Below are 21,987 nucleotides of genomic sequence, written 5' to 3'. Positions count from 1 at the left end.
GTCGGTCGGCAAGGACATCAATGAGCAGTTAAATCTCTGTCCATTGCCCGGGAACGGGAACGGGATAGTTCCCCTTCTCATCCGGCAAAACCGGGGGTGCCCCTTCGATGGAAAGATTGTCGATACCGGGAAACCATTGAAAAGGGGAAGCCATGGCTTCGTCCCAAGTGATCACCCGGCCCATGTGCATCGCCGCCCGCCCCATGATCGCAGCGAGATTCGATTGCGCCGCACGTTTGGCCTGATTGAAGGGTTTGTCATTTTGGATGGCGTCCAGATAATCATTCCACTGGTTTTGCCAGACCGAGTTTTGCTCTTTGGGTGCCTTCGATTCGATGTTGTCGCGAGTGGTGTTTTGATTTTTGTAAATTTCCACATCGGCCGCGTGAGTATTGCCCGAGAACTGGGCCGCCTTCTTGCTGCCATGAACATAAGTGGCAAAATGACTCAGCGTCTTGGGCAGATAACGCACCGTGTGCATGGCCCGGGTTCCGTTCGGGAAGGTCCACTCCACGTTGAAGGAATCGAGATTCTGACTGCGATCCTGACTGTTGGCCGCACGCCCACACACTCCTTGGGCCGAAACCGGCAGCGCATCATGCAACCAGCAAAGTTCGTCCACCTGATGGATGTCCATCTCCGCCCATAGACCGCCGCTCACCCAGTAAAATTTGGTGAAGTTGCGCACCTGCCACTCCATCTCGCTTTTGTCTTCGGGCTTGGGTCCGAGATTGCCGACGGGTCCCATGCGATACGCCCGGGTGTAAAGAAGATCGCCCAATTCACCCCCTCGCAGGCGCCGGATGAGCTCCTCGCGATTGGGTGAATGACGACACATCAATCCCGCCGCAATTTTGATCCCCTTTTTGTCCGCAGCTTCCGCCGCCGCCATCACGCGACGCACTCCGACCGGATCGGTCGCAAACGATTTTTCCATGAACACGTTCACCCCGCGCTCCACGGCGTATTCAAGCTGCTGCGGACGGAATCCCGCATATCCGGTGAGCAGCGCGATGTCGCCCGAACCCGGACGCAATGAATCAATGGCGTTCTTAAAAGCATCAAACCCGATGAACTGCCGATCATAAGGCACGTCGACGCGATCCCCATATTTGTCCGCCAGGGCTTGATGGGAACGTTCAAGGCGATCCTGGTAAAGGTCCGCCATGGCGACCATTTTGGTGCGTCCACCGGGAGCATCCAAAGCATTCGCCACCGCGCCGCTGCCGCGTCCACCACACCCGATCAAGGCAAGTTGAATGGTGTCATTGCCAGCAGCGTGGACATGCGGCAACGCCACCCCAGCCAATGCGGAAGCGGTGATCGCGCGCCCGCTTTGTTGAATGAAGCTGCGACGATTAAGGGAAGGTGCGGTGGGTGGTGGCTGTGGATTCATCGGGTGGAGAGGATGTTGCGTGTGATGTTGTTTGATATGGAAAAATGACGGCGAAAGCTGTCCGTTCGTCTGGCAGGCAGATTCATGCCCTCTCGAGCACCTCTTTGAGAGTCACTTCGCGCCCGAGTTCGAGCGAGAGCCGGGACGCTTCGAGGGCAGCAATGACTTCAGCCTCTTCCTCGACTGGGACGATCTCCCTTCCCGTGCGCACTTGATCCAGGAAGGCTTCGAGCAGATACGAATAGAGATCCTTCAAATCGGGAGTGACACTGCGCCATCCCTTTTGTCCATACAGATTGATTTGATATCCGGCCCGCATCACTTCCTTGTCAGCCACGATGAGCATCAAATCATGCTGATCCCCAAAACGCAGACGGACAAGGTTCGCTCCCGGTTTGCCGACGTTGATGGCACTGGTGAATCCTCTGCCGAGCACCGCGTAGGCCATGGATAAAGCATGAATGCCGTAATAAACGAGGTCGTTGCCGCAAGCGACACTGGCAAGATGGACCTCCCCGATCTGCGGCAGTTCATCGCGCAGTTTGATGATGTCAGGAACGAACCTCAGGCTGCTGGCCGACATGAAGGAGGTCTTGGTCTCGCGCACCAGTTTCACCATCCCCGCCGAATCCTTTGCCGTCATGGCCAATGGCTTGTCGCAAAACGTGGGGATGCCCCTGCGCAAGGCATGTTCGGCATACTGCCAATGCGAACCGCTGCCATCATCCACAATCAGCACCGCATCCACTCCCTCACAACAGTCTGCCGCGCTGTCGGCAACGGTCTCAATACTACAAATATCCGCCAGCACCGCAGCCGCCGCGCGATCGGGATCCCAGATTTTCACCACCCGCGCACCGGCAATGCGGCGGGACGATTTCACGAACGCGCCCTGCCACGATTTTAACTTGGCCTCATCCCAACCATTAAACGTCGTCGCAAAGGCGGTGCCGTGATGGGAACCAAGAGCGCGCGCAGCACTCGAACCATCATACGTAGCCCCGTAGGTCGCTGCGGAAACGATCCCCAACTTCAACGCAGGTTCGGCTTCAGCCATCGCCGGAAGCCCCGTCAGGACAGCGGCAACGCTGGTCGTTGAACCCGCGATAAAAGCGCGACGGTTGAGGGAAGAATTGATTGGTCCAGGTCGCATGGCATGGAGAAGAACGGAACCAGACAGGCTTTTCAAACGACGAAATCAAAGCTGGTCATCGTCTAAGCGGTGCACAAAGCGGGACAGTTGCCCCGTCAGCGCGCGTGGAGCCTGCGCTGAGTCTCTAAAATTGAACCCCCAGGTGACCCTCGACATCAGTCCCGCCTATGAGAAGGGAGTAAAAGAGCATCTGCCCAACGCCTAGGTGGCCTTTGACCGATTTCATGATGAAACTCGCCAGGGGGCCCTCGATGAAGTGCGCAAGCAGCTCCAGCGCGAAGAGCACGATGTCAAAGGAGGCCTTTGGGCGCTGCGCGGGAAGGCACAGCATCGTGGAGCACCACGCCCTGCGGAAAGAGTTATGTGCCAGACACAAGCAACTGGGGCGTGCCATGGCTCCGGTGGAGCATCTGCGCAAGACCTGGGAGTGGGCAGGACCGCTAGGTGCCGCCGGGCACTCGAAGCGCTGGAGTCAATGGGCTGACCGCAGTCATCTGGAAACTTTTCATCAGTTATCGCGCACGATCAAGTCCCATTGGGAAGGCATTCTTGGGTATTATCCGAATGAGCCAACCTCAGCCGCGATAGAAGCCATCAACGGCATCATCCAGAGCGCCTGCCGCGCGCCCGAAGCCTCCGCGATTACGAAAACTTCAAAGCCATATCCTACTGGATGGCGGGAGTTCTTGAACTGTTCTAGCCTCCCCCTTTACCCACCCGAAATAGCGAAGAGCTTTAGTTGCTTCGCCGAACATTGGACTACTTCCTGCGGCGGACACCGGTGGCGATAAAGCCGGAGAGGAGAACCAAAACCATGCTTCCCGGCTCAGGCACTATAGTAGTTATGGTGTCGAAGTTCGCACCCGAAATCGACACCATGCTGGCGTCGCGCAGGGTTAGACCCATCCCGGGATAAAGGGTATCATCAAGAGCGAGTGGATTGACGAGTTTCTCAATAACTCCAAAGTCCGTTGATCCGGCAAAGGTATAGGTGGCCGAACCAGGAACCAGTTCGTTAAAAATGTCCATTTTCAGCCCGACATCTACCAGACTAGGGTCACCCACACCGGAGTAATTGATATCCAATGTGAAGACGTAGTAGTTGTTGGCAGCAAATGCGACGGTATTACCGTTGTTGAAGTAGCCCAGCACTCCGCCCTCCGAGCGGACAGCCAGCAAAGAATTGGTGACATTCGTTGCAGAACTGGCCGAACTTTCGATTCCAGAAAGGAACAGCGAGGGATCAATCCCCATTAATGCCTTGTTGTAATTCACCAAGCCCATCTGGAAAATTTCGTTGTCAGCAAAAGATCCATTATCTATCAAATATCCCGCAGGGTTCGGACTCCATCCCATGATCATCTGGAAACCGTTGGCCAAATCAAAGCTGGCGTTGGCATCCACAAGAGTGCTTGTCCCATTGATTCCTTGTGGATAATGGGGAGTCATAGCATAGCCAACCGGGTCACCGGCGTGCATCATTCCGTATCCGGCATTCGTCTTGTTGAGACTGAGACCGGTTGTGTCATTATGATACCACCCGGTCGGGAGAACACCCATGAGATTCGTGTTGTTGTCATATGTCCAGGTGGACTGAGCGCACACAAACGTAGTCCCCAAGTTCAATATCAGAATAGCGAGGGGGGTAGCGACTAATTTCATATGAATGGAACCTTACGAGATTAAGCTACGGTTAACCCCCGACTAAAAAATACAACTATTTTTCGATAAAATAATGATTCTCAGCCTGGTTGGCTCCAACCGATTAGCTGGACTAATTAGCATTATGACCTCTTCACGGAATGCGGGGCATGACGTGCCTGTATCCAAAAAACCAAGCTGCCTCACGACCACTGGCTCGGTGGTGAGGTTTCCTTGGGCAGTGCCCCATGGATTTTGCCCCCTTGTGAAACAATGGGTAAATCCCTGCGGGTTGCCTACGAAGACCGATTGTCATGCTTGCCCCTCATGCTGTCGTCAGGTAGCCTGCCGCCGTGAATGAAAAGAACTGGAAACTGTCCGCCGAGAGCTGGCGGTTCGCGACTTCTCGAAGCCTTTCAGGATGGTGGGCAGGGCTTGTGGCGTGCGCAGTGTTTGTGGTGTTTGGCGGTAGCATCGGTCATGATTTCATCAACTATGATGATCCAGTGATGGTCTATGAGAATCCATCTGTGGCAGGAGGGCTCACGTCTGCAAATGCTCGCTGGGCGTTGACCTCAACCGGTGACACCAACCTGTGGCATCCTTTGACCTGGCTGTCGCACCAACTCGATTGCACCCTGTTTGGCGTTGACCATCCAGGTGCCCACCATGCTGTGAATGTGGGTTTTCATGCAGCGACGGCGATTTTGTTGGGCAGTCTGTTGGTCCGGCTCACCGGATGGCACAACATCGGATGGTTGTTGGCGCTGGCATGGGCACTCCATCCGCAGCGAGTCCAATCCGTTGCCTGGATTTCTGAAAGAAAGGACGTGCTTAGTGGGCTATGGATTCTGCTTTCGCTGCGGGCCTGGTTGGCATGGCGCGATGGCGGTCGGCGGAGACATTATTTCGCATCCAATGCCGCCACTCTTCTCGCCTTGCTGAGCAAGCCGATCGCGGTGGCGCTGCCGATCGCGCTACTTTTGCTGGATTGCTGGCACCGGCGCCGCATCCCTGACCGAAACTCACTCATGGCATTGGCACCATCTTTTGTGGCCGCCTTGGCGGGTGCCGCCGTGACGGTGCATTTTCAGGTAACCGGCGGCATGGGAGAATATGTTCAATCGGTATCATCGACCAGTCGACTGGCAGTGGTCCCCTTAACTCTCGCTTTCCAATTCCTGGGCCTTATTTGGCCCGTCTCCTTCCCTCTTTGGATTTACCCTCCTGATGCGGAATCGTGGCCATGGTTTGCCGCTGTAGGTTGCGCCAGCATCGCTTTCATGGCCGCTGCCGTTTACTCCGCACGCCGCGAACCACTGGTCTGGTTGGGCACGGGCTGGCTTGTCGCGTTCTGGTTGCCAGTAAGTGGACTGGTTCCGTTGGGGTTTTATTTTGTCGCGGATCGCTATACCTATTTGCCGCACATCGGCCTTTGGCTCATGTTGGCAGGCTTCGGGTGCCATTGGCGGGCATGGTTGCGACGGGTGCGGGGCCACCTTTCCCTGGCGGCTGCATTGGTGATTTTGTTTTATTTTGCCTTCTCCTCCTGGCGGCAAAACATGTATTGGAAGGACAGCGAGACGCTCTTTCAGCATGAGATGTCAATCAACCCGAGAAGCCTGCTCGCTCCCATCCATCTGGGGCAAGTCCGGGACGAACAGGGACGTTTGGAAGACGCGCTCACCCTGTTTGAGAAAGCCGTAGCCATCGACAATCGTTCTGCACTTGCCGAATACAATCGAGGAATGGCGCTTCGGCGACTTGGCCAAACCCAGGCGGCTAAAACGGCCTTTCATGCCGCTTGTGACAAGCACCCATCCCTGCCAGACGCGTATGTTCGGCTGGCCATCATTCTTCTGGAGGAAGGCAATCTCGAAGAAGCCGAGACCATCCTGGATCGGGGAATCGATCTCCACCCGAAAGACTTTGGGCTTTTCCTCAACCGAGCCTCCTTGCGCGCGGTTCATCTTCGCCGCATCACCGAAGCGGTGTCGGATTATCTGGTCGCGACCAAACTCGCACCCTCCTCTGCCGACGCGTGGCAGGGTCTCGCCATCGCCTCACTTGAAATTGGAGACACCCAAACGGCCCACACAGCGCTGGCCAACTTGCGCCGGACCGCACCCGAGCGCACCGATGTCGCCGCACGCATTGAAGCCCGTTTATTAGGCGCTCTAATAGATTAGAAATCCGAGGTGAATCCTGGGCCATTTCAATCATTCCCCTTAATTGGACTACTGAATACCATAATGCCACCCCAGCGGCACACGTCCCGTCGTGGGATTTAGATAATTGACGGCTAGTAATACGGCGTTGCTTGTATCTCAATCCAGTTTTCGTATTGTTAAAGCCGCCTTCTTCCGTCATTGTTTTAGTTCTCGCGAATTCATACAAAAAAACGCCTCATTTTTGCTCGCAAGTCGAGTATCATTTTGCCGCGCCTTTTTCTCCGCAACTGCCGTCTTAAGTTCGTTGGCCGCATTGCGCATTCCAATTTTCGAGCGATCCAACGGAAAGCGCAAACATTAAATCCGACGTCAATCTTCATTCCGTTTCGGCGCGACGAGGCAGCAGCAGCTTCCGCTGACGATGATCCATTTCATTATTTTTACTTATGAATCAAGCGGTAAAACGAGGGTTTCCAAACAACCCATGGACCACTAGCCATTTTACTCAAAGGACATTTGCCCCCTCAAAGACAGCGATGCATCATCCTGCGATCCAAAGCTCAATCCACTTATGCTCATTGCCATTATAATAAGTGAGTCTGCTGATTTTTAAACCTTCTATACGTGCACCAGATTCTTTTTTATAAGCAACACTAATGCACTTAATGCGCCTTAGTTCTCGCTCACTGACTTTGGCGAATGTTTGTTGGGCAAACACCTCGGCGTTTCACGCCTCGTCAACCCGTGCATCCGTAGCTGGAGTGAAAGTAATCAATTCACCGCATCGCATGAAAACAATTGAATAAGTGTTGAAAAAACTTTCGCTCTCGGCAAACTGACCAATCGGAGAATTTATAGCCATGAAAATTCAATCCATCTTACTCGCGAGCGTCTTGTTGTTCCAAGCCGCAGGAAGAGCCCAGTCTGTCGGGGAAGAGTTATTGAACCTAACCTTCTCTCCGAGTAACGCCGGTGACATTGCGGCGCACCCGAGTGTCGACAACATTGTGCCTTGGACGAATGGATCGGAAGTCTTGGGGATTTTTTCACACATGCCCGTTGCGGATTTTAGCAACGGTTATGCCGAACTGACCATAGGTCACGGCTTGTTTGGCTATCGATGGGGTTTCGAAGGTGGGTTCGACATCACCGGCACCGAAAGCTGGACCGTTCACTCCATCTCATTCGATTATGAAGTCCTGGGTCACAATGGTGAAGCAAGCCTCGCATTGAATGTCGGTCCGTGGTCTGGAGTAGCACCGCTCCCCACCACCAGCACATCTGATTCAGGCCCAATTTTTTCAGCGCCCTCAAGCAACGGGGACGTGGCGGAAGGCACCGTCACCTTTGACTTCCTCACGAATCAACTTTCCGTTTCGCGTGTCGGACACGCAACGCATACCCAAGCATTTTCAGGATCGCTCCTGCTAGGCCCCGGCACCTACCTCACCGATATTTTGGTCTCCAACACGAGATCTGGTTCCGATGGTGCCTTCGATGCCAACACTGACGCAACCGAAGGAGCAGACGGCTCCTACAGGATCGATAACTTCATCGTCGTTGCGTCCGTGCCAGAACCGTCTTCCATGGCCCTCATCTTGCTGGGCGGCACCCTCTTCACCCTGCGCCGCCGCAAATGCTAGTTGAGAACGGGGTTTCGCCCTGCAAATACAGGAATAGACAGGCTCAGTTCTAGAATTGCCGCTGAGTCCTTCATCTTTGGAATCCGACGCCGGATAGTTTTGGGGTCTCATCCCGCAGGGCTCACGATTCGCCACTCCCCACCTTTTCGCTCGAATCGCTGACTCAAGGAAACGCATGGGTCTGGTCTTTTCTGCGTCCCCTGCGGCGAGGCCCATCACTTGCCACGCCACGCAGGAAGTGTCGACAAATCTCAAAGAGGGGCCCACCCATCGAACATTTGTGACGGTTGATCTTGCAGCGCGGGAACGGTTCCGCTACTCAATGAGTCATGCGCGTGCGCCATTTTCTCACCCCGTTGTGTCTTTTGCCTCTGATCATGAACTCTGCCCAAGCGGCTCCGCCGCTCCCCGGTTTTTACGGCGATGCGCCTGATGAGACCCATCCCTGGGCGGTGCATGATCGCAACCGGCCACAGCCGACGGTCATCACGCCCGGAACCTTCAGCACCCCTGAAGTGCCGGGCAAACCGCCATCCGATGCCATTGTTTTGTTTGGTGGGGCGGATGGGGATTTGAGCAAATGGTCCTCCGACAAGAATCCCGACGAAGCCACCAAATGGGAAGTGGTCGACGGAGCGTTACAGTGCGTGCCCGGATCGGGTTACATCCGCACCAAGGAAGAGTTTGGTGATTGCCAGCTGCATGTGGAATGGGCGGCCCCTGCGAAAGTCGAAGGCGACAGCCAGGGACGCGGCAACAGCGGGGTGTTTTTGATGGGCATGATGGAGATCCAGGTGCTCGACAACTACAACAACCCTTCCTACGCCGATGGCATGGCGGGTTCGATGTATGGAGTCAATCCTCCTGCGGTCAACGCGTTGCGCCCACCGGGCGAGTGGCAGAGTTATGACATCGTGTTCCGCCGTCCGGTTTATGATGGCGATATCGTGCTCGATCCAGGCTACGTCACCGTATTTGTGAATGGCGTTTTGGTGCAGGATCACACGCCGATTGAAGGTCCAACCGGCCACAAGGCACGGGTCAAGGCCAAACCCTTCCCTGAAAAAGGCCCGTTCAAACTTCAAGACCACGGCAATCCCGTGCGTTATCGCAACATCTGGTATCGTCCCCTGCCAAAACGGGTGGTCGAAGGCGGATTGGACGGCAAATTGAGCGAAGAGACAACCGCCGCCAAACGCGCGGAGATCGCCAAGATGATTGTTGAAGACGCTTCCAAGCTCGAAGGTCGCGCCAAATGGCTGCGCATGGCCGAGTCGCTGATCTATCATCAAGATGAAGCCGTGCTCGAGAAGCTGTCAAAAGTCGCCGAAGAGCAGGCCGCCAAGTTGGACGAGGCGAGCGATGCCGACCTTGAAGCGAAAAAGGGGGAGATCCTTGAAGCCAACAACGCGTTACAGTATTTGATCAAATTCGACCGCATCCCGGCGGATTTCCCCCTGGCAGAAAAACTGGCCGCCATCGTGAAGCAGAAGGAGTGGGACAAGAAAAAGTAAGCGCTCTGATCGCCACCCTAAAGTCGAAGGCTCGTCCCGAGCCTTGTCAGACCCAAAATACGGCAAGGGCCGGGACGGCCCTTCTACCTTCCCCCTCACACCAGCAGCGCGGTGATCAAAAAGATCACCGCGAAGACAAAAAGGATCAATCCGGGAGTGCCGCGGGGTTGGTTGGTGGCCATGGGTCGCTTTTTCTTTCGTTTGAGCATAGCCGATTCGACGAAGTCCCGCAAATTGGCTTCAGGTTTTTCACAATTTATTTGACTGCGACCATTTCATCATTAGATTCGCCCTCCCTTTTTTGACCAAGAGACGAACGCAAAACGACATGAAAACATTTTCAGCCAAAGCCCAGGAAGTTGAACGCAAATGGTGGGTGATTGACGCCAAAGACCAGGTGCTGGGCAAAGTGGCAGTGCACGCCGCCAATCTCCTTCGCGGCAAAAACAAGACGATTTTCACCTCCCATGTCGACACCGGCGATTACGTCGTGGTGATCAATGCCGATAAAGTGGTCCTCACCGGCAAAAAAGAAACCCAGAAGATTTACACCTCCTTCTCCGGTTATGTGGGCGGTCACAAAAGCACCACTCCAGAGCGTCTTCGTCAGAAGCATCCTGAGTTGCTGGTCGAAAAAGCTGTCAAAGGCATGATTCCTCACAACCGCCTCGGCCGTGCGGTCTATCGCAAGCTCAAAGTCTACAAAGGTGAGCAGCACGAGCACGAAGCTCAAAAGCCACAGCCTTACGAGCTCGCCTAAGTTTGTTTCATTAGTTTTATCTTATCGTTATCGACATGAGCGTTACCTCCTACAATGCCACCGGCCGTCGCAAGAACGCAGTTGCCCGCGTTCACCTCAGAGAAGGCAGCGGCGAATTCACCATCAATGGTCGTTCTTTTGAAGACTACTTCCCGACGGTGGCTCTGCAAAACCGTTTGCTGGTCCCACTTCACCTGACCAACACCTCCCAAAACTTTGACCTCAAGGTCAGCGCCAATGGCGGCGGTGTCACCGGTCAGTTGGGTGCCATCCGCATGGGCATCGCCCGCGCTCTTTGCCTGGTGAATCCTGAGAACCGCCCTGTGTTGAAACAGAACGGCCTTCTCACCCGCGATTCCCGTATGAAAGAACGTAAAAAGCCAGGCCGCCCAGGTGCCCGCAAACGTTTCCAGTTCTCCAAACGTTAATCATTTCGCGGTTTTCGAACCTCTTCACGAAAAAAGCGTCGGACTTGTCCGGCGCTTTTTTTTATGAAATGATAAGGGTGTCGTTGTCAGTGAAAAAAGAAATATGAACTCCCCCGATGTGCTGTATTTCGAATGTCAGGCCTGTCATCTGCAACTGAGTGTGCCGATGACACTGGCTGGCGTGACCGGGCCGTGCCCCAGTTGCGCCGCGATGATCACGGCTCCCACGGTGCAGGAAGTGGTAAGAGCAGCAGCGTTGCAGCTCCAAAAGGAAAATCAGGCAGCAGCAGCACCAATACCTGCGCCATCCCAACCAGTCAGGATTTCGGTTCCTATTGCGGCAGCGGCAAGCACTATTCGGCCTCCAGCAGCAGCACCAACTCCTGCCCCGCCCCCACAGACTTCGGTTGCGGTCGATGATGGAAGGTATGAGGCCGTTGCTTCCCCTCCTGAGTATCCAGCGACTGCGGAAAAGGCGGTTTCATCTACCGCTGCCGTCCGCACCAGCCTGCCGCAAAGACGCCCGCTGCCCGGTGGGGATGCTGCGGTAAATGAACTTTCTCACGCAGGTCTGCGCGTGGCCCCGTTTTCCGCTCCTTCCCATCCACAAGCGCTCAAACCTTGGGGCGACAATGCTGCGGAGCCGCCGCGCAAAACCGGCATTTTTCTGATTTCGCTGATTCTCGTTTTGCTGGCAATGGCTGGGGTGGCATCGATTTTTTGGGATCAATTGTCGGTCGCTTGGCACACCTATCGGGTAAAATATGAGGATGCCCTGGAGGCGAAAGCACCGCTGCTACCTTCTTCTCCAGCCAATTCACCGACTCCGGCACCAAGCCAGGTGGAGACCGCACCGGCAGCGGTCCTACCAATGCCAACGTCAAAAGAGGCTGCCCCTCTCTCTCCCGCTGGAGAAACTCCACCAGTTCTGCCAACGCCGCCAACGCCGCCGACACTGCCCCCCCAGCCTGGAGTCAGCGAATCACCGGAGTCGGAAGAAATGATTCCAAAGGCCACGGCGGTGATTGAGCCTGACATGCCTGCAGGCTCTGTTTCCGGTTCGAGCCCCGATTCGCCGACGCCGGGAAGTGCGGATCCGGTGGTTGAGGTGGCCAGGGACACCGACCGGACCGAACGGCCCGCGAGACAAGTTCCCGCCCTTTTCACCAATCCACCCGAAGACTTAAGAGCTGCGGCAATTGCATTGCGGAATTTTCTAGAAGCACCGAACTGGAAGGAACGCTCCAAACACGTGCAATGGTCGGCTGAAATCCAACCAGTGATGGAGCAGTATTATCGTTCGAATCCCGATGGCCCCATCCGCATCAACGACGTGGGTGTGATTGCCCGGTGGGAGCCGGATGCGGTTCCCGGAGTTCACCGGCATCATGTATTTGAAATATCGGGTGGCGACATCCCCGCTTCTCTGCCGGTGATGGTCGAGGAAAACGAAAAGGGCTGGCAGGTGGACTGGCTGACTTTTATCGAGGGCAAAGATCAATTGTTGGAGCGATTCTGTGCCGAATATGTGGACCAACCCGCGCGGTTCCGGGTGCTCGCGCGACGGAAGAAGTATTTTCAAGAGGATGTTCCCGGGCTGGTGGTGCCGGGCCTGGAGTCAAAAATTTCTTACGAGATTCAGCCGCCCGCCCCAGGGTTTGTGACTTTTGCTTTTGCGGAGATGAATACGCCCCTCGCGACGGACCTTGACCGGTTGTTGGGCTGGGATGTGTTGAGTGCAACCGTGGTGATGGAATTGCAGTGGCGCCGCGAAGGCGATAAAAAATGGGTCGAGATCGTGGGTCTGCCTTATACCAGCTGGCGCACCCCAAAACCGGCTCTGAAGAACGCGAACGCACCGTGATGTGATGACGGTTGCAGCCAGGGCTTGGCGCGATAACGTGGAAGATAATGCGGATGATCTTAAGTCGAGAAATGGAAAGGACAGTGAGCCGTGATGTCTGAAACGATTGCGGCCATCAGCACAGCATTTGGAGAGGCGGCGATTGGCGTGATTCGTCTGTCCGGTCCGCAGGCGCGCGAGATGGCGGGGGCGGTTTTTGAAGGTCGGGTGCCGGTGGCGGATCTTGAGCCGCGATTCCAACATTTCGGCCGGATCGTGGATGGCAACGGTTCGACGGTGGACTCGGTGTTGCTGACGGTTTTCAGAAAACCGGCGAGCTATACGGGTGAGGATGTGGTGGAGATCAGCGGTCACGGAGGCATCTTGGTGACGCGGCGCATTTATGAATTGCTGCTCGCCCAAGGCGCGCGCGCAGCGGAACCGGGGGAATTCACCCAAAGGGCGTTTTTGAACGGCAAGATGGACCTTACCCAGGCCGAAGCGGTGATGGATTTGATCCATGCGCAAAGCGAACTGGCTTTGCAGGCGGCCACCCAGCAACTCGAAGGCCGACTCGGCAAAGAGGCGGAGATATTGCGCGATGATCTGATTGGCTTGGTGGCGCATTTGGAGGCTTACATCGATTTTCCGGAGGAGGACATCGATCCCGACACGGGTGCCGCGATGGAGGCACGCATGGAGGGACTGATTGGGTGTTTGCAGGGTTTGCTGGACACGGCGGAGCACGGACGCATTTTGCGCAGCGGGGCTCGCACGGTCATTTGCGGGGAGCCCAATGTGGGAAAGTCCTCCCTGCTCAATCTGCTGACGGGGGTGGATCGGGCGATTGTGAGCGCACAGGCGGGCACGACGCGGGACACGATTGAGGAGATGCTGCACATCCACGGTTTACCGTTTCGGTTGGTGGATACGGCGGGTTTGCGTGAACACACCAGTGATCTCATCGAAGCGACCGGCATGGAGCGGACGCGCAAAGAACTGGCGCAGGCTGACGTGATTCTCGAAGTGGTGGATGGAAGCCAACCGATGGCCGAAGCCAGGCGGGTGGAACTGCCTGCGGGGACGAGCGGTCGGGTGGTGTTGATCCTGAACAAATCGGATGAAGCCACGCATGAGAGTTGGTCGCTTGCTGGAGGTCTGGCCCTGTCCTGCAAAACAGGGGCGGGCATTGAGACATTGCGGGCGGCAATGAAAGACAAAGTGTGGTCGGGTGCAGGAAGAGAACAGGGGCAGCTGGTCGCAATCAATGCGCGGCACCAGCGTTGTTTTCAGGAAGCCAAAGGCGGCATGGAAAGGGCTCTGGAAGCGTTCCGTGGTCAACTGGCACCGGAGTTTGTGGCGGTCGATGTGCGCGAGGCGTTACAGGCGGTCGGCGAGGTGACGGGCCGGGTGGATGTGGAAGAAATTTTGGGAGTGATCTTCAGTCAGTTTTGCATTGGCAAGTGAGAGTGAGGGAATCAATCCGCCATGGCACTTTCTCTGGCATTCAGTCCAAGCGGACATTTGATGGTTGAAGAGGGGGCAGAAGAGGTCTGGGGTTTTTTTGCGGCGAGTGATGAGGCGGAACTGCGCGAGGCATCGGCGGGTGGTGATGGAGCGATGTTGCTGTGGTTGTCGGCAAAATGGCCGACGGATGGACTTCCCCCTGCGGCGGTGTGGTGGCGGGAGATGGCGGGCTGGTATTTCGCCGAGTTTTGCCAGCGTGGTGGTCGGCACGAGATGGCGCAACCCGCCGAGGACAAGTGGGTATCGTATTTGGAACGGGCACCCGTGATGCGCGGGGCGGAGTTTTTGTCGGTGGATGGTTTGCGTAAGGTCTGGCAGCGGCTGGACAAGGCAGTTGAAAAAGACATTGAAGCCCATGGCGGCGATGCGGAAGGCTGGTTGCGCGAGCGGCTGCCGCATTGGCATTTGGTGGGTCGGGTGACGCTGCACTTGGCCGAGAACAAGAAGAGTCTGGACCGGCCGTTTGCGTTTTTGGCGACCTACACCAGCGGTTTGAACGATCAGGGGAAACCCCGCCATTTGCCGTTGCAGCAGGCGGTGAAGGAGCATGCAGGGAAGAAGGATCGGGCGGCGTTGTTGCATTTGCTGGAGCCCTTGAGCCTGGCGTCCGAACAAAGCGGTTGGGCAAGGGAGATGCTGGAAAGCGGGGCAATTTATCAGGCGCAGGGCTGGTCTCCAGGACAGGCGCTGGGCTTTCTGCGGGAAGTGCCGGTAATGGAGCGTTGCGGATTGACGGTGCGGATTCCAAACTGGTGGAAGGCTTCCAATCCGCCGCGTCCCAAGGTGAGTGTGAAGGTGGAATCGGCCGGAGGCGGGTCTTCAGGGTTGCAGGTGGATGGGTTGTTGCACTTCAACATTGAGGTCAGTTTGGATGGAGAAAAACTGACCGAGGAAGAGATGAAGGCGCTGCGGACGGCGGAGGGTTTGGTTTTGGTGAAGGGCAAGTGGGTGGAGGCAAATGCAGAAAAATTGCAGGCGGTTTTTGATCACTGGCAGCGGGCCAGGGGGATGCAATACCAGGGCGGCATGTCGTTTTTGCAGGCGATGCGGCTGCTTTCGGGGGCACCGCTGGGGGGGGCTGAAACGGAGCTGCTTGCCGATGATGAAGTGCGCGAGTGGTCCTCGGTGGGGGCCGGGCCTGAGTTGGAGGCGATGTTGCGGAAGATGCGTGATCCGGCGGAGTTGCGGGAGTTTGAGACGCACCCGGATTTGCAGGCGACCTTGCGGCCTTATCAACGAGATGGAGTGAACTGGTTGCGCTTCATGACCAAGCTGGGATTAGGCGCGTGTCTGGCGGATGACATGGGCTTGGGCAAGACGATTCAGGTGCTGGCTTTGCTGTTGCAGTTGAAGCGTCTGGAGCCCGACGCAGGACCGACCTTGCTGGTGGCTCCGGCATCGTTGTTGCCGAACTGGAAGGCGGAAGCGGAGAAATTTGCGCCGGGATTGCGGGTGTTTGTGGCACATGCATCGGGCGATGAACCGCAGCGCTGGGGACGTTTTTCGAAAGGCAAGATGGAGGCGTTGAAGGGTGTGGATTTGGTGATCACGACTTATGGCATGGTGACGAGGCTGGCGGTATTGAAAGAAGTGATGTGGCGGCTGGTGGTTTTGGATGAAGCGCAGGCAATCAAGAACGCCATGTCGGTGCAGGGGCGTGCGGTGAAAGGATTGCAGGCGCGAGGCAGGGTGGCCTTGACGGGAACTCCGGTCGAGAATCGGTTGAGCGATTTGTGGTCGTTGTTCGATTTCCTGAATCCCGGTTTGCTGGGTGGGGCGAAGGCGTTTCAGCGCTTGGTGAAGTCGCTTTCGCACAAGGAAGGAATGGATTTCGGCCCTTTGCGCAAGTTGGTGCGGCCTTACATTTTGCGGAGGCTGAAGACTGACAAGTCGATCATCAGCGATCTTCCCGACAAGACAGAGATGGTCGCCTGGTGCCTGTTGACGAAACCTCAGGCGGTGTTGTATCAGCAGGCCGTGGAGGCTCTTGCGGCGACGCTGGCGGAGGTGGATCGGAACTCGCGCAGCGGACTGGTGCTGGCGGCGCTGATGACGTTCAAGCAGATCTGCAATCATCCGGCGCAGCACAGTGGCGACGCGGTTTATGATGCGAAGGTGAGTGGCAAATTTCTGCGCTTGCGTGAGCTTTGTGAGCCGATGGCGGAACGGCAGGAGCGAGTGCTGGTGTTCACGCAGTTCACGGAAATCATTCCGGCCTTGCGGACTTTGTTGCGGGAGGTGTTTCGTCGCGATGGACTGGTGTTGACGGGCAGCACGCCGGTGGATCAACGACGCGGTTTGGTGGAGGAGTTTCAAAAGGAAAACGGACCGCCGTTTTTCATTCTGTCGCTCAAAGCCGGAGGCACCGGACTGACGCTGACCGCGGCCTCACAGGTGATTCATTTTGATCGCTGGTGGAATCCTGCGGTGGAAAATCAGGCGACGGATCGGGCATTTCGGATCGGACAAAAGCGCCATGTGCTGGTGCACAAGTTTGTTTGTCGCGGGACCTTGGAGGAGAAGATTGACCGCTTGATCCTCGGCAAGAAGGGACTGGCCGATGGGGTATTAAGCGACGGCGCGGAGCGGGCGTTGACAGAGATGAGCGATGCCGAGTTGCTCGATTTTGTGGCGCTGGATGTGAAGCAAACAATGACGGCGGCGGAAACGATCAACGTCTGACCTGCCGGGCAAGCACGGTGGCGATGAGGCTGGTGAGAATCAGCAAGCCCAGGGAAAATCGCAAGTTGGTGAGATCAGCAATGAATCCGATGAGCGGGGGGCCGATGAGAAAGCCGAAGTAGCCCATGGTGGTGACGGTTGCCAGGGCGCGTCCGGTTTCGACCCCCGGTGTTTTGGCGGCGGCGCTGAAGATCACGGGCACCACGATGGCGAGGCCTGCGCCAACCACGGCGAGACCAGCGAGAGTCAGGATGGGATAGGGAGTCGCAACGGTGAGGCCCAGGCCGATGGTGGCAAGAATGCCACTGGTGCGGACGACAGATTCATTGCCGAATCGGGCGATGAGGGTGTCCCCCGAAAATCGGCCAAGCGCCATGGTGAGGGAAAAGGCGGCGTAACCCGCGGCGGCGACGGCCTCGCTGGAACCGAGGTTGCGGAGGAGATAGACGGCACTCCAGTCGGCCATGGCACCTTCGGTGATGAGCACCGCGATGGCCATCAGTCCCAAAATGAGCAATGATCCTGGTGGCAGTGCAAATCCCTTTTTGGGTGCTGACTCAACTTTGACGGATTGATGATGCTGGGTGTGAACGAAGTGGGGGTAATTGGTGGCGAACAGGACGATCATCGCCGCCGAGGCAGCAGAGAAATGCTGAAAAGGCGACCAGCCAATCGCAGCAATCGCCGCTCCAGATCCAGCACCGGCGAGCCCTCCCGTGCTGAACATGGCATGAAAAGAGGACATCAAGGGACGCTGCTGATGTTTTTCCACCTCGAACGCCTGGGTATTCATGGCCACATCGAGTGCGCCATGTCCGGCTCCGAAGAGGAATAGGACGAATGACAACCAGTAAATGTTGGGTGCGATGGCGAGAAAAGGCGGGGCCAAGCAGAAGGGAATGGCGAAAATGAGCAGCACTCTGCGGCTGCTAATGCGGTCCACGAGCCATCCCGAAAGCGGCATGGTGATGACGGCACCCAGCGCAATGGCGAGCAGGGAAAGGCCGAGCTGGCTGTGGGTGAGATCGAGTCGTTTTTGGATCAGCGGGATGCGCGACACCCAGGTGGCAAACAGCAGTCCGTTAAGAAAAAACATGAGCGCCACGGCCAGCCTGGCGTGGCGGGAATGCGGAGGAAAAGAAGTCGTGGTCAGGGCGAAAAGTGGATTTGAAGGGGGACTGGTCCAAAGATTTACGTGCCGGAAGGCACAAAACGAGGCGCATGCTTGCTTTGGGATTCGTATCGTTTCACCAGGGAATTTCGCGCGGAAGCAACTTGGGAATTCTCTTGATCCACGGAAACTTCACTTTTCATTTTTTAGAATTGTGTTCATTGTCGGTCCCCCCTTTCGTTCGTCATCGTTATCGTCATTCCTCCTCTAATGAGCAAAAAAACATCCTCCTGGGTCCTAGAAGACGCCGCAACCACCTATGGCATCCGTGACTGGGGCAATGGTTATTTTGATATTTCGGCGAAAGGCGAAGTGGTGGTGAATCTGACCGATGGTAAAAAGACCCGTCCGATCAGCCTGCCTGACATTGTCCGCGGCATGAAGGAACGCGGCATGCAGCTCCCGGTGTTGATTCGTTTTGGTGATCTTTTGCGCCGACGGATCGAGGAGTTGAACGAGGGTTTCGCCAATGCGATTGCCGAGGCCCAGTATCGTGGTGTTTATCGTGGCGTTTATCCAATCAAGGTGAACCAGCAGCAGGAAGTCATCGAAGACGTCACCGAGTTTGGTCGCAAATATCACTACGGTCTCGAAGCCGGCAGCAAGCCGGAATTGATCGCCGCGCTCGCCTACATGCAGGACCCGCAGGCTTACATCGTTTGCAATGGTTACAAGGACGAGGAGTTCATCGATCTGGCCTTGCAGGCACAAAAAATGGGCTTGCAGGTGATTCTCGTGCTTGAGATGCCCAGCGAGTTGGATTTGATCCTCGAACGCTCCAAAATCCTCGGTGTGGAACCCGCCTTGGGCGTGCGCATTCGTTTGTTCACCGAAGGCGGCGGTCACTGGTGCGAGAGCGGCGGCGAGAAGAGTGTTTTCGGACTGAACATTGCCCAGGTGATGGACGCCGTGGACAAGCTTCGCGACCGCAACATGCTGCACTGCCTGCGCATGCTGCATTATCATCAAGGCTCGCAAATTCCGAGCATCAGCGCCATTCGAAATGCCGCCGTAGAAGCCGCGCGGGTTTATGTCGGCCTCGTGCAGGAAGGTGCCAAGATGGGCATTCTGGATTTGGGTGGTGGACTCGCGATCAGTTACGACGGCTTGAAAGGCAACAGTGCCAGCAGCGCCGATTACGGCATGCGCGAGTATTGCGCGGACGTCATTGAAGCGATCAGTGAAATCACCGATGAGGCCGGTGTGCCTCATCCCGATTTGATCACGGAATCGGGGCGCGCCGTGGTGGCCTATTATTCGGTGCTGGTGATCAACGTGCTGGACATCAACCGCTATGAACCCAGCGGCATCAATAAACTGCCCGCCCGTTCGCCTGCCTTGGTGAAGAACCTGTTCGAGTTGCGCAAACTGACACGCTCACGCACCCAAAAAGTGACAAGTGCGCTGGTTCGCGAGGTCTACAACGATGCGGTGTATTATCGCGACAAGATTCGTTCGGAGTTCAGTTCGGGAAATATCTCCCTTCGTCAGCGCTCGATGGGCGAAGAGTTTTATTGGGAAGTGCTGACCTGGGTCGCCACTCATTCCAAAACCGCCGAGCTATCTCCCGAACAGGAAGAGCGACTTGCCGGTATCAAGACGGATTATTATTACGGCAACTTCAGCCTGTTTCAAAGCCTTCCTGACTCGTGGGCCATTGACCAGATGTTCCCGGTGATGCCGATTCACCGTTTGAAGGAAGAGCCAACCCGCGCCGTGGTGCTCAGCGACATCACCTGCGACAGCGATGGCAAGATGGACAAGTTCGTCCACTCCCAGGAGTTCCACAACACGCTGCCCTTGCACGACATCAAGATCGACGACGAATACATGCTGGGCATCTTCCTGGTCGGTGCTTATCAAGAAACCTTGGGCGATTTGCACAACCTGCTTGGCGACACCAACGTGGTCAGCGTGAAGATCGAAAACGGCAAACTGAAATATCTTCGCGAGCTCGAAGGTGACACCGTCAGCGAAGTGCTGACTTATGTCGAATATGAGCCAAAAGATCTGGCCCGACGCTTCCGCGTTCTGGCTGAAGGAGCGGTCTCCAAAAAACTGATCACCGCCAAAGAACGCCGTGAAATCGTCGATTCTTATGAAGAGGGACTTCGTGGTTACACTTACTTCGAATCCTAAAATAAGTCAGTCACCTATCCTTTAACTTATCCCTTTTAACTTTTCACTGAATCCCATGTCCCATCGAGTCTTGATCATCGGAGCTGGCGGCGTTGGCCGTGTGGTTACTCACAAGTGCGCGCAACTGCCGGAAGTTTTCGGCGAAATCATGCTGGCCAGCCGCACCAAATCAAAGTGTGATGCGATTGCCGCTGAGTTGGATCGCAAGATTGAAACGGCCGGAGTGGATGCAGACAATGTGCCGGAACTGGTGGCCTTGCTGAAAAGCTTCCAACCTGAAGTGGTGATCAACGTCGCGCTTCCCTATCAGGATCTTACCATCATGGATGCCTGCCTCGAAGCCGGCGTGCATTACATCGACACCGCCAACTACGAACCACGCGATGTGGCGAAATTTGAGTATCACTGGCAGTGGGCTTATCAGGACAAGTTCAAACAAGCCGGGTTGACGGCTCTGCTGGGCTGTGGATTCGATCCCGGCGTCACCAATGTCTACACGGCTTATGCCTTGAAACATCATTTCAGCGCCATCGACACGCTGGACATCATCGACTGCAACGCGGGCGATCACGGCAAGGCGTTTGCCACCAACTTCAATCCCGAGATCAACCTTCGCGAAGTCACTGCCAATGGTCGTTATTGGGAAAATGGTGCCTGGGTGGAAACGAAACCTTTGGAGATCAAACAGAGCTTCGATTTCCCGGATGGCATCGGCCCGAAAAACATCTACTGCCTCTATCACGAGGAGCTGGAGTCATTGACCAAACACATCCCGATGCGCCGTGCGAGGTTCTGGATGACTTTTGGCGACAACTACATCAAACACATGGAAGTGCTGGTGAACGTCGGCATGACCCGCATTGATCCCGTCAAACACAACGGCGTGGACATCATCCCCATCGAGTTCCTGAAAACCCTGCTTCCTGAACCCGGCACGCTGGGTGCCGACACCAAAGGCAAAACTTGCATCGGCAACTGGATTGAAGGCACCGGCAAGGACGGCAAACCGCTTCGTTATTACGTGTTCAACATCAAGGACCACGAAGATTGCTACAAGGAAACGAACAGCCAAGGCGTGAGCTACACCACCGGGGTTCCGGCCATGATTGCCGCCAAGCAGCTTCTCACCAATGCCGCTGAATATCGTCAGCCCGGCGTGTGGAATGTCGAGCAGTTGAATCCCGATCCGTTCATGGAAGACTTGAACACCTACGGCCTGCCATGGGTGGAAACGTTCCCGACCGAACCCTTGTTCGACGGCAAATAAGCCCCCGAGTCTTTCCAGACCACGCTGGATTCACCAAGAAAACACTTGCCGTTGGATCGGTGTTTTTGCAGACTGTCCTAGGGAAAATTCCCCTGATACCAAAATAAAACACTTCATACAAATATGAGCCAAATCGTTCCCCTTATTTCTTCCGGCGTCGCTGGTCCTCTCGGCGTGCAACACCTTCCCCGCTTGTGGCAGAAAGCCTCACTTGAAGCCGTCGGCAAACTTCATTCCGACTACCCAGGCGCAGGCCAAGGATATGACCAAATGGTGCTCGACGGTCTGGGCCTTGATCGCACGGAATTCCTTGACTACATCAAGGCAAGCAAACCAACTTATGTTCAACTCGAAGGCTGGGTGCTCGAGAAAAAAGGTGGCAGCCTCGATCAGGCAGCCGTCAAGCAGTTGAACGACGCCATCAATGGTTACATCCACGATGACGGCACCCGCGCCAGCATCCTCGCCGCCGCCGGTCGCCCTGATGATGGCAGCGTGAAAGACGCCGTGAACCTCAACAACCTCGACGACTGGCAGACCTTCTACACCGCTGAGCTCGCCTAATTGATTCGGGCAGTTGATGGCACTCAAAGTGCATTGATCTTAATCCCCCTGTCTGCTCGTCAGTCAGAGGGATTTTTTTCGTGTTGGT

16 protein-coding genes are annotated in these 21,987 nt (G+C 55.9%); 12 read left to right on the top strand and 4 right to left on the bottom strand.

Annotated features, from left to right (window positions below):
* Positions 1 to 28: 28 nt before the first annotated feature.
* Positions 29 to 1,396, bottom strand: coding sequence for a Gfo/Idh/MocA family protein (locus FEM03_RS19215; RefSeq protein ID WP_138087918.1), 1,368 nt, complete (start codon positions 1,394 to 1,396; stop codon positions 29 to 31).
* Positions 1,397 to 1,478: 82 nt separating this feature from the next.
* A complete protein-coding gene (locus FEM03_RS19210; protein ID WP_138087917.1) occupies positions 1,479 to 2,549 on the bottom strand; it encodes a Gfo/Idh/MocA family protein in 1,071 nt (356 codons plus the stop codon).
* 224 nt (positions 2,550 to 2,773) lie between these two features.
* Between FEM03_RS19210 and FEM03_RS19205 the strand changes: the two genes are divergently transcribed.
* Complete coding sequence (locus FEM03_RS19205; RefSeq protein ID WP_138087916.1) at positions 2,774 to 3,340, top strand: transposase; 567 nt, start codon at positions 2,774 to 2,776, stop codon at positions 3,338 to 3,340.
* On the opposite strand, the gene FEM03_RS19200 is transcribed toward FEM03_RS19205, so the two are convergent.
* Entirely contained in the window at positions 3,309 to 4,109 is an 801-nt protein-coding gene (locus FEM03_RS19200; protein WP_166443001.1) for a PEP-CTERM sorting domain-containing protein, read from the bottom strand. The genes FEM03_RS19205 and FEM03_RS19200 overlap by 32 nt on opposite strands.
* 434 nt (positions 4,110 to 4,543) lie before the next feature.
* On the opposite strand from FEM03_RS19200, the gene FEM03_RS19195 reads away from it, so the two are divergent.
* The 8 genes from FEM03_RS19195 (at position 4,544) to FEM03_RS19160 (ending at position 16,758) form a co-directional block, all read left to right on the top strand.
* Complete coding sequence (locus tag FEM03_RS19195; protein ID WP_138087914.1) at positions 4,544 to 6,379, top strand: tetratricopeptide repeat protein; 1,836 nt, start codon at positions 4,544 to 4,546, stop codon at positions 6,377 to 6,379.
* A gap of 842 nt (positions 6,380 to 7,221) precedes the next feature.
* Positions 7,222 to 8,004, top strand: a complete 783-nt coding sequence (locus FEM03_RS19190) for a PEP-CTERM sorting domain-containing protein (RefSeq protein WP_138087913.1) — start codon at positions 7,222 to 7,224, stop codon at positions 8,002 to 8,004.
* Positions 8,005 to 8,381: 377 nt separating this feature from the next.
* Positions 8,382 to 9,518: a 3-keto-disaccharide hydrolase gene (locus FEM03_RS19185; protein WP_240772843.1), complete on the top strand. Its 1,137-nt coding sequence runs from the start codon at positions 8,382 to 8,384 to the stop codon at positions 9,516 to 9,518.
* 328 nt (positions 9,519 to 9,846) lie between these two features.
* Positions 9,847 to 10,278 (top strand): 50S ribosomal protein L13, encoded by a 432-nt coding sequence (gene rplM / locus FEM03_RS19180; RefSeq protein ID WP_138087911.1) that lies wholly within the window; start codon positions 9,847 to 9,849, stop codon positions 10,276 to 10,278.
* A gap of 35 nt (positions 10,279 to 10,313) precedes the next feature.
* A complete protein-coding gene (gene rpsI / locus FEM03_RS19175) occupies positions 10,314 to 10,706 on the top strand; it encodes a 30S ribosomal protein S9 (protein ID WP_138087910.1) in 393 nt (130 codons plus the stop codon).
* Between the two features lie 103 nt (positions 10,707 to 10,809).
* Positions 10,810 to 12,570 carry a hypothetical protein gene (locus FEM03_RS19170; RefSeq protein ID WP_138087909.1) on the top strand — a complete coding sequence of 587 codons (1,761 nt, stop codon included), beginning with the start codon at positions 10,810 to 10,812 and terminating at the stop codon, positions 12,568 to 12,570.
* 93 nt (positions 12,571 to 12,663) lie between these two features.
* Positions 12,664 to 14,016 carry a tRNA uridine-5-carboxymethylaminomethyl(34) synthesis GTPase MnmE gene (gene mnmE, locus FEM03_RS19165; RefSeq protein WP_138087908.1) on the top strand — a complete coding sequence of 451 codons (1,353 nt, stop codon included), beginning with the start codon at positions 12,664 to 12,666 and terminating at the stop codon, positions 14,014 to 14,016.
* A 21-nt stretch (positions 14,017 to 14,037) separates the two neighbouring features.
* Positions 14,038 to 16,758 (top strand): DEAD/DEAH box helicase, encoded by a 2,721-nt coding sequence (locus FEM03_RS19160; protein ID WP_138087907.1) that lies wholly within the window; start codon positions 14,038 to 14,040, stop codon positions 16,756 to 16,758.
* Here the strand turns inward: FEM03_RS19160 and FEM03_RS19155 are convergent.
* Positions 16,748 to 17,854: an MFS transporter gene (locus FEM03_RS19155; protein ID WP_138087906.1), complete on the bottom strand. Its 1,107-nt coding sequence runs from the start codon at positions 17,852 to 17,854 to the stop codon at positions 16,748 to 16,750. The two genes, FEM03_RS19160 and FEM03_RS19155, sit on opposite strands and share 11 nt — an antisense overlap.
* A 285-nt stretch (positions 17,855 to 18,139) precedes the next feature.
* On the opposite strand from FEM03_RS19155, the gene speA reads away from it, so the two are divergent.
* The 3 genes from speA to FEM03_RS19140 all read left to right on the top strand — a co-directional run bounded on the left by speA (position 18,140) and on the right by FEM03_RS19140 (position 21,899).
* Positions 18,140 to 20,068 carry a biosynthetic arginine decarboxylase gene (gene speA / locus FEM03_RS19150; RefSeq protein WP_138087905.1) on the top strand — a complete coding sequence of 643 codons (1,929 nt, stop codon included), beginning with the start codon at positions 18,140 to 18,142 and terminating at the stop codon, positions 20,066 to 20,068.
* Positions 20,069 to 20,123: 55 nt separating this feature from the next.
* The gene (locus tag FEM03_RS19145; protein WP_138087904.1) at positions 20,124 to 21,335 is read left to right on the top strand and encodes a saccharopine dehydrogenase family protein; all 1,212 of its coding nucleotides are present in this window, start codon (positions 20,124 to 20,126) and stop codon (positions 21,333 to 21,335) included.
* A 123-nt stretch (positions 21,336 to 21,458) separates the two neighbouring features.
* On the top strand, positions 21,459 to 21,899 hold the full coding sequence (locus FEM03_RS19140; protein ID WP_138087903.1) for a DUF5069 domain-containing protein: 441 nt from the start codon (positions 21,459 to 21,461) through the stop codon (positions 21,897 to 21,899).
* The last annotated feature ends 88 nt before the right edge of the window (positions 21,900 to 21,987 follow it).

It is taken from the genome of Phragmitibacter flavus, from assembly GCF_005780165.1.
GTDB classification, from domain to species: domain Bacteria; phylum Verrucomicrobiota; class Verrucomicrobiia; order Verrucomicrobiales; family Verrucomicrobiaceae; genus Phragmitibacter; species Phragmitibacter flavus.
The sequence above is the reverse complement of the archived record's forward strand: the minus strand, read 5'-3'. Positions and strand labels throughout refer to the sequence as shown.